This is a genomic window from Pseudomonas sp. yb_5, assembly GCF_043103865.1.
Taxonomy (GTDB): Bacteria; Pseudomonadota; Gammaproteobacteria; order Pseudomonadales; family Pseudomonadaceae; genus Aquipseudomonas; species Aquipseudomonas putida_Y.
Window position 1 is genome coordinate 1 of sequence record NZ_JBICKE010000138.1, and the last position, 12,815, is coordinate 12,815.

At 61.3% G+C, this 12,815-nt stretch carries 8 protein-coding genes; 3 read left to right on the forward strand and 5 right to left on the reverse strand.

Annotated elements, in window-relative coordinates; genetic code table 11:
- Positions 1 to 176: 176 nt before the first annotated feature.
- From ACF8GF_RS24670 to ACF8GF_RS24680, 3 genes are all read right to left on the reverse strand, one after another.
- Positions 177 to 2,606 (reverse strand): TonB-dependent siderophore receptor, encoded by a 2,430-nt coding sequence (locus ACF8GF_RS24670; protein WP_392488685.1) that lies wholly within the window; start codon positions 2,604 to 2,606, stop codon positions 177 to 179.
- A 108-nt stretch (positions 2,607 to 2,714) separates the two neighbouring features.
- Positions 2,715 to 3,677: a FecR family protein gene (locus ACF8GF_RS24675; RefSeq protein WP_392488686.1), complete on the reverse strand. Its 963-nt coding sequence runs from the start codon at positions 3,675 to 3,677 to the stop codon at positions 2,715 to 2,717.
- A 20-nt stretch (positions 3,678 to 3,697) separates the two neighbouring features.
- On the reverse strand, positions 3,698 to 4,195 hold the full coding sequence (locus ACF8GF_RS24680; RefSeq protein ID WP_012051258.1) for an RNA polymerase sigma factor: 498 nt from the start codon (positions 4,193 to 4,195) through the stop codon (positions 3,698 to 3,700).
- Between the two features lie 494 nt (positions 4,196 to 4,689).
- On the opposite strand from ACF8GF_RS24680, the gene ACF8GF_RS24685 reads away from it, so the two are divergent.
- Positions 4,690 to 5,853: a type III PLP-dependent enzyme gene (locus ACF8GF_RS24685; RefSeq protein WP_021781787.1), complete on the forward strand. Its 1,164-nt coding sequence runs from the start codon at positions 4,690 to 4,692 to the stop codon at positions 5,851 to 5,853.
- A 308-nt stretch (positions 5,854 to 6,161) separates the two neighbouring features.
- On the opposite strand, the gene ACF8GF_RS24690 is transcribed toward ACF8GF_RS24685, so the two are convergent.
- Both ACF8GF_RS24690 and ACF8GF_RS24695 read right to left on the reverse strand, forming a co-directional pair.
- Complete coding sequence (locus ACF8GF_RS24690; protein ID WP_392488687.1) at positions 6,162 to 6,911, reverse strand: tetratricopeptide repeat protein; 750 nt, start codon at positions 6,909 to 6,911, stop codon at positions 6,162 to 6,164.
- A gap of 3 nt (positions 6,912 to 6,914) precedes the next feature.
- Entirely contained in the window at positions 6,915 to 7,595 is a 681-nt protein-coding gene (locus tag ACF8GF_RS24695) for a Fe2+-dependent dioxygenase (protein WP_176685834.1), read from the reverse strand.
- A 221-nt stretch (positions 7,596 to 7,816) separates the two neighbouring features.
- Between ACF8GF_RS24695 and ACF8GF_RS24700 the strand changes: the two genes are divergently transcribed.
- The gene (locus tag ACF8GF_RS24700; RefSeq protein WP_103443524.1) at positions 7,817 to 10,060 is read left to right on the forward strand and encodes a TonB-dependent siderophore receptor; all 2,244 of its coding nucleotides are present in this window, start codon (positions 7,817 to 7,819) and stop codon (positions 10,058 to 10,060) included.
- Between the two features lie 102 nt (positions 10,061 to 10,162).
- Positions 10,163 to 12,718 (forward strand): sulfite reductase flavoprotein subunit alpha, encoded by a 2,556-nt coding sequence (locus ACF8GF_RS24705; protein ID WP_176685832.1) that lies wholly within the window; start codon positions 10,163 to 10,165, stop codon positions 12,716 to 12,718.
- Positions 12,719 to 12,815: the final 97 nt, after the last annotated feature.

Below are 12,815 nucleotides of genomic sequence, written 5' to 3' on the forward strand. Positions count from 1 at the left end.
TGTGTAGGAGCGGGTTTACCCGCGAATACGGTAGCGGCGGCAACGGTGAGCGGCTGGTGAAATTGGCCAGCAGGCCCGGCCCTTTCGCGGGTAAACCCGCTCCTACCCCCAAACCTCGAAGGCCTGGAGGCTCTCGGTACCCGCGAAGGGCTGCAAAGCGGCCTGGCAGCCTCGGATCAAAACCCTACACTGGCCTGCACATAGAAGGTCCGTGGTTCACCCACATAGAGGCCGGCATTGTTGTCACTGGAGCGGGTGAAATACTGCTTGTCAAACAGGTTCTTCACCCCCGCCGCCAGCTTCAGGTTGGACAACTGCGGCCCGAATTCATAACCGCCACGGGCATGCCAGGTCACGTAGCCCGGAATATCGCCATACCGCCCGTCAGCACTCGGCTCGGTGATGTAGTCGCCATTGAAACTGCCATCGGCATTGATTCCGGTGCCGGGTGCGCGCTGCCTGGATTGGGCGTAGGCATCCAGGTTCCAGGTCCAGTGGTTGACCGCGTAACGCACCCCGGCAGTGGCCACCTGGCGTGAATAGAACGGCAGGTCACGGCCCTTGAATCCCGGGATATCCCCTTCATAGGTTGCGCGGGTATAGGTGTAGCCACCGCTCACCGACAGCCCGTCCAGGCGCGGGTCCAGCCCGGCCAGGTCATAGCGCACCGAGGCCTCGACACCCTGGTGCCTGGTCGCCCCCAGGTTGGTCCAGCCCACGTCGTTGCTGATGTACTGCAGCTCATCATCGAAGTCGATGTAGAACGCCGTCAGCTCACCGGCAAAGCCACCATTGTCATAACGGGTACCGATTTCGTAGGTCTTGGCCTTCTCCGGCTCCAGGCCATTGGCCGTACTGTTGCCAGAACCGCCCTGGCCCAGCTGGAAGTACTGCAGGCTACCGAACGAAGTCTCGTAGTTGGCGAACACCTTCCAGGCATCGGAAACGTGGTACATCACGCTCAGTGCCGGCAAAGGCTCGTTGCTGGTGATGCTGCGCTTCTTCTCGGCTACCGGGCGGTTGTTGGCGTCCAGTACCGGGCGGTCGCGCCAGTCGGTATTGATGTGCTCGAAGCGCACGCCAGGGGTGATGGTCCAGTTGCCCACGTCGATCTTGTCGTCGATGTAGTAGGCGCTGGCTTCAGTACCGCCGCTGCGGTCCTGGAACACGTGGCCGTCAGAAGTCGGGGTCACCGTCGGCACGTTGTCGATCAGCGCCAGCCGAGTCGTCTGTTCGCGCATCGCTTCCTTCAGGTAACGGTAACCGACACTGACTTCCTGGGTGGTTGGGCCGGCAAAGAAGATGCGCGAAACACGGGGTTCGATGGCAAAGGTGTGGTAGTTGCGCGGGTACGACGACAACGTCTTCATGTCCCGCGAGGCAATGGTGCTGCCGCGGAAACTGTCGGTGTAGTAAGTCAGCACTTCGAACTGGGTGGCATCGTCGAGCTGCCGCTGCCATTTGAACGACACATCCTTGCGCCGGCCCGCGAAGTAGTCGTAGTCGCGCAGCGACTGGTACGGGTTGCTGTCGTATTGGGCCTGGGTCAGGCCACCCGGCATGTCGGCACGGCCATCGTAATAATGGAAGTTGAGCCAGAACTCATCGACATCGGTTGGCGCCCAATGCGTCTTGAGGATAACGTCGTCGATGTCGTTGCCGTTGTTGCTTTCACGGTAACCGTTGCCATTCACCCCGGTGTACAACAGCGCCACGCCCATGCCATTGTCGGCCGTCCCGCCGACGAACGCTGACTCGGTGTGTTTCCAGCCACCGTGCCGGGAGGTTTCCAGCGTGGTGGACAGCTCTGCCGAGGCCTTTTGCGGAATCGCCCGGGTTACGAAGTTGATCACCCCGCCCACGTTCTGCGGGCCGTAGCGCACCGAACCGGCACCGCGCACGACGTCGATGCTGTCGAGGTTGCCAGAGGAAATCGGTGCCATTGACAGCTGTGGCTGGCCATACGGCGCGAAGGCGGCCGGGATACCATCGATCAGTACCGTGGAGCGCGGCGACAGGCGCGAAGTAAGGCCACGCACGCCCACGTTCAGCGACAGGTCGCTGCCACCGGTTCCGTTGGAGTCCTGCACTTGCACGCCGGGGATGCCACGCAGCACGTCGCGCACATTCATTGCACCCTTTTCCACCATTGCCTCGCGGCGCACCACGGTGCGTGCCCCGGGGTGGTTCTGTACCACGCTCTGCTGGGCATCCCCCAGCCAGTCACCGACCACCTTGATATCGGTGGGTGCCAGCTCCAGGCTGCCGCTGCCCAGGTCAAGGGTAGTCGGCAGAGGCTTCACCACAACGGTGTCCCGGGACATCTCGAAGGTGAGCCCGCTGCCTTGCAGCAGCTGTTGCAGCGCCTGCACCGGCGTCAGGTTGCCCGATACCGCCGGGGCCTGTTTACCGGCGACCAGCTCGGGGCTGAAAAACAGCTGCAGGCTGGTCTGCTGGCCGAGCTGGTTCAGCGCCGAACCCAACGGCTGAGCCTGGATCTGGAGGGTATTACCGGCCTCTGCGGCCTGGCTGCCAACGGCCACAGTGCTGACCGCCAGGGCCAGCACCAGGGCGCGAAAGCGTGGAAGGGATTTGTTGTTGTTCACGTCGTCGAAACATCCTGGAATGCGGAATAAACGCCAACCGCGTGCAAATGGAAATGCTTGGCAGTTGCAGCTGGCGAGGAAGACGAACGAGTGAAAAAAAACCTGAATCTATTTGGCGATTATTTCGCTGGAGCCGTCTTCATGGGCCTTGATGGCCACCGGCAGGATGCTCGGCAAGGCCCGCAGCAGAGCGTCTGGGTCGTTGGTGCTGAAGGTGCCTGACAGGCGCAGCCGGGCGACTTTACCAGGGGCGACCCGCAATGGCTGGCTACGGTAGCGAGAAGCTTCGGCCACTACTTCGGCGAGGATTGCATTGTCGAACACCAGTTTCCCCTGACGCCATGCGGTCATGGCGCCGATATTGACCGCATAGGGTGCGGCGACCAGGCCCTGTTCATCTATATGCGACCCCTGCCCGGCCGTCAGTTGCGCCAGCGAGGCGCCCTTGCCCTGCACCCGCACCGACCCCTGTTCCACCGCCACACGGGTGCTGGCTGGGTCCAGGCGTACGTCAAAGCGGGTACCTGTGACGATCACACTGCCCTGGGCAGTGTCGACCACAAACGGCCGGTTACTGTCATGGGCGACGCTGAACATCACTTCACCGGCGTTCAGGCGCACGTGCCGCTGGCCGGCGCTGAACTCCACCTGCAACTGCGTGCTGCCATTGAGCTCGAGATGCGAGCCATCCGGCAGTTCGACCTGACGGCGCTCATTGAAGGCCGTCTGCAGGCTGCCCTGATGGTTCAGTTGCAGGTAGTGCCAGCCACCCCAGCCCAGGGCCAGCGCCACTGCCGCGACACTGGCGGCCAACGCCTGGCGCATGAAACGCCGTCGTGGCAGCTGCTGTACCGGGTCTGGCTGGCACAGCGCCTCCAGGCGCTGGCGCGGAATGAAGTCGGCGGCCTGCCACACGCGGCAGAGATGCTCGTATTCTTCCCGGTGGTGCTCGTCGCTCGCCAGCCAGGCACGCAACTGTTTGTGCAGCCCGGCATCCCGAGGTGCGTCCTGCACGCGGGCGAACCATGCGGCCGCCTGCTCGCGGACGGCATCGGTACCGTGCTGTTCCATCGAAAAGATCTCCTGACTCTTCATGCCGACACATCCAGGTGCTCACGCAGGTGCCGGAGCGTGCGGATCATATACTTTTCGACCATGTTCTTGCTCAACCCCATGCGCTCGGCAATCTCGGCCTGGGTCAGGCCTTCGAGCTTCTGCCAGATGAACACCTGCCGACAGTTGAGTGGCAGCTCGGCCAGGGCCCGCTCGACGCTGTCGGCCAGCTCCAGGGCATGCACGTAGGCTTCCGGGTCGCCACTGCCGGTTGCGCCTTCTTCGAAGGCTTCCCGCTCCAGCGCCTGGCGGCGGTCCTCGCGACGGAAGCCATCCACAGCGATGTTGCGCGCAGCCTGATGCAGGTAGGCGCGTGGCTGCTCCACCTGCTCGCGCGGGGTTTCCAGTACCCGGACAAAGGCATCATGGGTGAGGTCCTCGGCCTGCTGACGACTGCGCAGCTTGCGCGTCCAGGTGCCGATCAGCTCATGGTAATGGTCGAGGAAGCCTTTGTGTCCGGACACGGTCGGGGTCATCGGGGAGGCAGATAAGGGTGCGAATAGTAATGTTTCTCATCAAAAGCAGCAAATCCGCCAGTCGGTAACAAAAAATTTATGGGCGATTTCCTGTACGGGGGTACCAGGAAAATGTGGCCATAAATATGAACACCTCCGGCCCTTTCGCGGGCAAGCCCGCTCCCACATGGAACGCGTATCCCCTGTAGGAGCGGGCTTGACCGCAAAGGGCCCAACACGCTCCATTCCACAATTTTTTACGCTTGAAAGATCGCAGGGAACATCAGCCGGTCACACGAGTCGGTTATTCAAATGGCTGGTCGTCGATCCACGTCGATCACGCCCGGATTGCCTGTTGATTCTGCATTCTTCACGCCCTAAAGTGCGCGCCGAACGTCCATGCTGGAAACGATCCATCCGGCTCAAGTACTGAGTAGGCGAACCAAAGTGGGGATACGGAGGACGTTCAGTTTGCAGCCACTTAATCTTTCAGTTTGCCCATGGAGTCCCTGAGCATGTCGATCCAGGTCGAAGACTATTTCGCGCGTGAAACCTTCCAGAAAATGAAGGCGTTCGCTGACAAGCAGGAAACCCCGTTCGTACTCATCGACACCCAGATGATCAGCCAGGCGTATGACGACCTGCGCGCCGGTTTCGAATTCGCCAAGGTCTACTACGCGGTCAAGGCCAACCCGGCCGTGGAAATCATCGACCTGCTCAAAGAGAAAGGTTCGAGCTTCGACATCGCCTCGATCTACGAGCTGGACAAAGTACTGGGCCGCGGTGTCAGCGCCGACCGTATCAGCTACGGCAACACCATCAAGAAGTCCAAGGACATCCGCTACTTCTACGAGAAGGGCGTGCGCCTGTACGCCACCGACTCGGAAGCCGACCTGCGCAACATCGCCAAGGCCGCACCGGGCTCGAAAGTGTATGTGCGCATTCTGACTGAAGGCTCCACCACTGCCGACTGGCCACTGTCCCGCAAGTTCGGCTGCCAGACCGACATGGCCATGGACCTGCTGATCCTCGCCCGTGACCTGGGCCTGGTTCCTTACGGTATCTCCTTCCACGTGGGTTCGCAGCAACGCGACATCAGCGTGTGGGACGCCGCCATCGCCAAGGTCAAGGTAATCTTCGAACGCCTGAAAGAAGAAGACGGCATCGAACTGAAGCTGATCAACATGGGTGGTGGCTTCCCGGCCAACTACATCACCCGTACCAACAGCCTGGAAACCTACGCCGAAGAAATCATCCGCTTCCTCAAGGAAGACTTCGGTGACGAACTGCCGGAAATCATCCTCGAGCCTGGCCGTTCGCTGATCGCCAACGCCGGCATCCTGGTCAGCGAAGTGGTGCTGGTCGCACGCAAGTCGCGTACCGCCGTCGAGCGCTGGATCTACACCGACGTAGGCAAGTTCTCCGGCCTGATCGAAACCATGGACGAAGCCATCAAGTTCCCGATCTGGACCGAGAAGAAAGGCGAAGCCGAAGAAGTGGTCATCGCCGGCCCGACCTGCGACAGTGCCGACATCATGTACGAGAACTACAAGTACGGGCTGCCGCTGAACCTGGCCATCGGTGACCGCCTGTACTGGCTGTCGACCGGCGCCTACACCACCAGCTACAGCGCAGTGGAATTCAACGGCTTCCCGCCGCTGAAGGCTTACTACCTGTAATGCACGACGGGGCCGAAAGGCCCCGTTTTCATGTGTGTGCTGTCGGTGCTGGCCTCATTGCGGGTAAACCGTACAACGGCCTGCCCCGAACCACAGATGCGTGTGTAGGAGCGGGTTTACCCGCGAATATGGTAGCGGCGGCAACGGTGAACGGCGGGTGGAAATTGGCCAGCAGGCCCGGCCTCTTCGCGGGTGAACCCGCTCCTACGACGGCCTGTGCCCAACCTCCAGTGTAGGAGCGGGTTTACCCGCGAATACGGTAGCGGCAACGGTGATCGGCCAGTGGAAATTGGCCGGCACAGTCAACCTCACTCACCACGCCGTTCGAGCTCCTCAGCATAGCGCCCCGCAAAGGTCATGAGCGCCGGCCCCGCCTCCTGCAAGGTCACCAGCGCCGCACGCAGGAAGTTCATGTTGCCCTCGACCCGCGCCCGCTCCAGCCAAGGCGCGGCCTCAGCCACCTGCCCACGCTCGACCAGCACCAGCGCCAGGCTGAACATCCCGCGAAAGTCCCCCGCCTCGGCCGAACGCCGATACCAGCGCACCGCCCGCGCCGGGCTGGGCGCCGTGGCAATGCCCTGCTCCAGGTAACGCCCATACAGGTTCATCGACTTGGCATGCCCCAGCTGTGCAGCCTTCTCGTAGCACATCAGCGCCTGCACCTGATTGACCGGCACCCCACGCCCGGTCGCCAGAAGGTTGCCCAGGTTATACAGGCCCCAGTCCAAACCGGAATCGGCCGCACGGGCGTAGTGAACGGCAGCCTGCGCCAAACTCACCTCACCGCCCCAGCCATGCTCCAGGCATCGCCCGAGCATGTTGTGCGCCATGGCATTCCCCCCCTGTGCAGCGATACCGAACCAGCGCCGGGCGACGGTGGCATCCTGCTGGATGCCAAGCCCATCCAGCAGGATCTGCCCCAGCAGCAACTGCGCCTCGACCGCACCCTGCCCCGCTGCCGCCAGAATTGCCTGGGCGGCCTTGCCGGGGGATTCCTCGAGCATGGCCTGCAAGCCGGCCACATCCACCACTTCCTCACGCCGCAGCAGGTAGGACACGGCTCAAACCTCAGCCCAGCGGCGCAGCAAGTTATGGTAGGTGCCCGTCAGTTGCAACAACGAAGGATGGTCCGGCACATCGGCAGTCAGTTGCTGGATTGCGTTGTCCATCTCGAACAGCAGCGTCCGCTGGCTGTCATCGCGCACCAGGCTCTGGGTCCAGAAGAATGCGGCATAGCGTTGGCCACGGGTCACCGGGTTGACCTTGTGCAAGCTAGTGCCGGGGTACAGCACCATGTCACCGGCGGCCAGCTTGACCTGCTGCACGCCATAGGTGTCCTGGATCACCAGCTCACCGCCGTCGTAGCTTTCCGGGTCGCTGAGGAACAACGTGGAAGACAGGTCGGTACGCACCCGCTCCGGGCTGCCCTTGGGCTGGCGCAGGGCGTTGTCGATGTGGAAGCCGAAGTTGCCACCTTCGCGGTAGCAATTGATCAGCGGCGGGAACACCTTGTGCGGCAACGCTGCCGACATGAAGCGCGGGGTTTTCCACAGGCGGTCGATCAGCGCAGTGCCGATTTCCTTGGCCAGCGCATGGCCTTCCGGCAGTTGCAGGTTGTGCTTGGCCTTGGCCGACTGATAACCCGCCGTAACCTTGCCATCGGCCCAGTCGGCCTGCTCCAGCGCCTCGCGGATACGGGCCAGCTCATCAGCGTCGAACAGGCCTGGGATGTGAAGCAGCATGGCAACAGCACCGTTGGGAAATGTAAAGGCGCAATGATATTGATTCCCTTTTGCGCTACACAAGCCCCATTCGCCGCTTAAGACGTTTCAGCTGCATGAAACCGTAAAGACAAATTGTAAAGATTGTAAATTCTTCACGAATGGTAACGACTCTCAATTGTTAGTCAAAATTGCTTACATTAAGATCCACCGCCTCGAAACCTTGGGGAAGGTCCTTACCAATGCGTCACTACGTGCCATCTGCTGTGAGCTCACAACGCCTGCTTGCGTCCGCCATTGGCGTTGCCATCTCTGCTGCATCGACTGCTCAGCTTGCATATGCAGATGATCAGGCTGCTGATTCTGTCATTTCACTCGACGCGACCAGCGTCAACGCGGCACAGGATGTCACCAGCTACAAGACGGACACCGCCAGCTCGAAGAAGTACACCGCCCCGCTGCGTGAAACACCGAAGAGTGTCACGGTGATCCCTCAGCAAGTCATTCGTGACACGGGGGCGACGTCCTTGGTAGACGCCTTGCGTACAACCCCAGGCATCACTTTTGGCGCAGGCGAAGGCGGCAACCCAGCGGGTGACCGCCCTATCATCCGCGGCTTCAACGCCGAAAGTGACGTATTTGTCGATGGCATGCGCGATGTCGCATCCCAAAGCCGGGAGATCTTCAACGTGGAGTCCATTGAGGTCGCAAAAGGCCCTGGCTCCGCTTTTACCGGTGCTGGCTCGACGGGCGGGAGCCTCAACCTGGTCACCAAGAGCGCAAAACTTGGCGATAGCTACAACGGTGGGTTCACTTGGGGTTCAGACCAGACCAAACGCACCACCCTGGACTTGAACAAGCAGCTGACCGACACCTCTGCCTTTCGCTTGAACCTGATGAAGCACGAAGCCAACGTCGCCGGTCGTGACGATGTGGATGTGAGCCGTTGGGGGGTAGCACCGTCGTTCGCTTTTGGCTTGGGCACCGATACACGGGTCACAGTGGGTTACTACCACCTGAAAACTGACGACATGCCTGACTACGGCATCCCGCTGAACCGCAGCGCCACGCGCAGCAAATACAATGTAGATGGCCCGGCTCATGTTGACCGCGACAACTTCTACGGTTTGAACGGACGCGACTATCGCAAGACCAGCAACGACAGCGGCACGATCCGTATCGAACATGACCTGAACGAAAACCTGACACTGTCCAACAGCTTCCGCATGTCGCGCTCGACCCTCGACTACATCGTGACCAACCCGGATGACAGTAAAGGTAACGTCGCCAACGGTACGGTCTATCGCGCCACCAAGAACCGCAATTCGACGTCCAAAGGCTGGGTGAACCAGACCGACCTGAGTGCCAAGTTCAATACCGGCTTCATCGAGCATAGCCTGGTGACAGGCCTGGAGTTCACCTACAGCGACACGCATAACCGCGGGTATGTCGTCACCTCGGCCGCTGGCACAGGCACTGTTTGCACCCCCGCCTTGCTGGCCTCGGGCGACTGCACCAGCCTCTACGACCCGTCCCCGGATGACGGCTGGTCTGGCACGATTACCGACAGCCAAGCCTTCACCGATACGGATACGAAGACCAGCGCTGCCTACGTATTTGACACGCTGACTTTCAACGAACAGTGGTCGCTGAACCTTGGCCTGCGTTACGACGATTACCAGACCAAATCAAGCGGATACAGCACAGGTGGTCGTGGCTCGGTGGCGGGGGACTTCTCTCGCGAAAACAACGCGCATCTGTGGAACTACCAAGTTGGCGTAGTCTACAAGCCGTTGCCCAACGGCAGTATTTACGCTGCATGGTCGACCTCCAGCAACCCGTCGGGCGAAACCAGCGGCAATGGCGGCCTGGAGCTGGCGGCCAACAACAGCAACCTCGATCCAGAACGTAACCGCAACTACGAAATCGGCACGAAGTGGGACTTCTTCGACGATAACCTATCGTTGACCGCAGCCTTGTTCCGTACCGACAAAACCAACGCACGCGTCACCGATCCAGACAATGCCACTTATCAGGTGCTCGATGGCGAACAACGGGTCCAGGGTGTGGAGCTGACCTACTCGGGTAACCTGACCAGCAAGTGGAAGGTCTATGGCGGCTACACCTATATGGAAAGCGAGATCGTGAAAACCTCTACTGCAGCGAACGAAGGCAACCACATGCCTAGCACGCCGCGTAACAACTTCACGTTCTGGTCGACCTACGACATCATTCCGCAACTGACCGTCGGTGCTGGCGCGACTTTTGTCGACTCGCGCTTCGGTGACGAAGCCAACTCTGTCGAGGTGCCTTCCTACTGGCGCTATGACGCCATGGCTACCTATCGCCTGACGAAGAATGTCGACTTGCAGCTGAATGTGCAAAACCTGACCGACAAGCGTTACTTCGATCAAGTATTCGCTACGCATTACGCTCACGTAGCGCCTGGCCGTACTGCACTCATGAGTGCCAACTTCCACTTCTAATCAAGTCACCCCGAGCCCCGTTCATTCCCGTGAGCGGGGCTTTTGCGTATCAAGGCATAATGCACGCCGCGCAGGTCGCGGCAGCAACTCAAGGTGAGTAACGTGGTGAAGAAGACGCTGTTCCAATTGCACTGGTTCTTTGGCATCACCGCTGGCCTGGTGCTGGCCTTGATGGGCATTACCGGGGCGCTGTACTCGTTCCAGGAAGAACTGCTGCGCGCATTCAATGCCGATGTACTCAAGGTAGAAGTACGCGCCGAAGGCGTGCTGCCGCCGGCCGAGCTGGTTAAACGGGTCGAAGCCCAGCAGCACGACAAGGTGTCGATGCTGTGGGTCGACGTGCGTGAAGGCAACGCTGCACGTATCTTCTTCATGCCGGCACCGGGCGAACGCCGTGGCGAACTGCGCTATGCCGACCCGTACACCGGCGAACTCAAGGGTGAAGTGGCCGGGCAAGGCTTCTTCAACCTCATGCTCAAGCTGCACCGCTTCCTCGCCATAGGCGACACTGGCCGGCAAATCACCGGGGCCTGCACCTTGATGCTGGTGTTCTTCTGCCTGTCCGGCCTGTACCTGCGCTGGCCGCGCAAAGCGCTGGACTGGCGCACCTGGCTGACCTTCGACTGGGCCAAGAAAGGCCGCGCCTTCAACTGGGACCTGCACGCCGTGGCAGGTACCTGGTGCCTTCTGTTCTACCTTCTGTTCGCCCTGACCGGCCTGTTCTGGTCCTATGAGTGGTACCGCGAAGGCCTGAACAAGCTGCTGGCTGACGCGCCGGCTGCGGGCCAGCAGCAAAAACGTGGTGAAGGCCGTGGCCGGCACGGGCCGCAGAAAGTCGACCGGAATGCGCCACCGCTGGTGGTGGACTACGACGCCATCTGGGCCAACCTCAAGGACGCCGCGGGCCCAGGCCTTTCCACCTACAACCTGCGCCTGCCGCCCGCTGGCGGTCAGCCGGCCAACCTGTTCTACCTGCTCGACAACGCTGCCCACCCACGTGCCTTCAATACCCTGGTCCTGGACCCGGCCACTGGCCAGGTTAAAAAGCACGACCGCTACACCGACAAGTCCTTCAAGGCGCAACTGCTGCAGAGTGTTTACGCCTTGCACGTGGGCGAGTACTTCGGCTTGCCGGGACGCATCATCGTCACCATCGCCAGCCTGACCATGCCGTTGTTCTTCGTCACTGGCTGGCTGCTGTACCTCGACCGTCGCCGCAAGAAACGTCAGGTGCGCGCAGCCCGTGGCAAGGTCGCCAACAGCAACGGCAATGGCGACGGTTGGCTGATCGGTTTTGCCAGCCAGAGTGGCTTTGCCGAGCAGTTGGCCTGGCAGAGTGCGAAGCAGCTACAGGCAGCTGGCCAGACAGTTCAGGTGCGCGCCCTTGCCGAGCTGGGTGAAAACGACCTGCGCCAGGCCCATCGCGCGCTCTTCGTGGTGAGTACCTTCGGCGACGGCGAAGCGCCCGACAGCGCTCGCGCCTTCGAGCGCAAGGTGCTCGGCCAGCCTTGGGCACTGAACAACCTCAACTATGCCCTGCTCGCCCTCGGTGATCGTCAGTACCCGCACTTCTGCGGTTTCGCTCGTCGTCTCCAGGCGTGGCTGGGGGAGCGCGGTGCCAGCAGTGCATTCAGCCCGGTGGAAGTGGACAACGCCGACCAGGCCGCCCTGCAGCAATGGCAGCAGGAACTGGCGCAACTGACCGGCGCCCAGCCGGTGGCCGCCTGGCAACCGCCAACCTTTGCCAACTGGTCGCTGGTGCGCCGCAAACTGCTCAACCCTGGCAGCCAAGGCCAACCGGTGTACCTGCTTGGCCTGCAGGCTGCAGAACCTGCAAGCTGGGAAGCCGGCGATCTGGTAGAGATACTGCCGCTGAATGGGCAGCCACGGATCGACGCGTTCCTCAAGGGCATGGCACTGGACGCCAACAGCCAGGTGCAGGTGAATGGCCTGAGCGAAACCCTTGCCCAGGCACTCGCTGGCCGCCAGTTGCCGATGCGCCGCGACCACCTGATCGGCTTACAGCCGCAGGCACTGGTGGATGCACTGGTACCGATCGGCAGCCGCGAATACTCCATCGCCTCGATCGCCAGCGATGGTGTGCTGGAGCTGATCGTGCGCCAGGAACGCCACCCTGACGGCAACCTTGGTTTGGGCTCTGGCTGGCTGACCGAATACCTGCCAATGAATGGCACCCTGAGCCTGCGCCTGCGGCGTAACAGTGGCTTCCATCTGCCTGAGGCCGCTGCGCCGATGATCCTGATCGGCAACGGTACTGGCCTGGCAGGCCTTCGCAGCCTGTTGCGCGCGCGGGTCAATGCCGGTGAGCAGCGCAACTGGCTGTTGTTCGGCGAGCGTAATCGGGCGCATGACTTGCTGTGCGGCGATGAGCTGCAGGCTTGGCTGGACAACGGCGACCTGGCACGGCTGGACCTGGCGTTCTCGCGCGATCAGGCCGAGAAGGTGTATGTGCAGGACGTAATGCTGCAACAGGCCGAGGATTTCAAGCGCTGGGTGGCCGATGGGGCTTGCGTGTATGTCTGCGGCAGCCTGCAAGGCATGGCGGCTGGGGTGGATGCGGCGCTCAATCGCATGCTGGGTGAAGAAGCTGTACAGCAGTTGATCGAGGATGGGCGGTATCGGCGGGATGTGTATTGACCGGAAATCGATTCAACCAGCGCCGGCCTCTTCGCGGGTGAACCCGCTCCTACAGCGGGCTGTGTCCAACCCCAGATGTGTGTCCACCACCGATCTG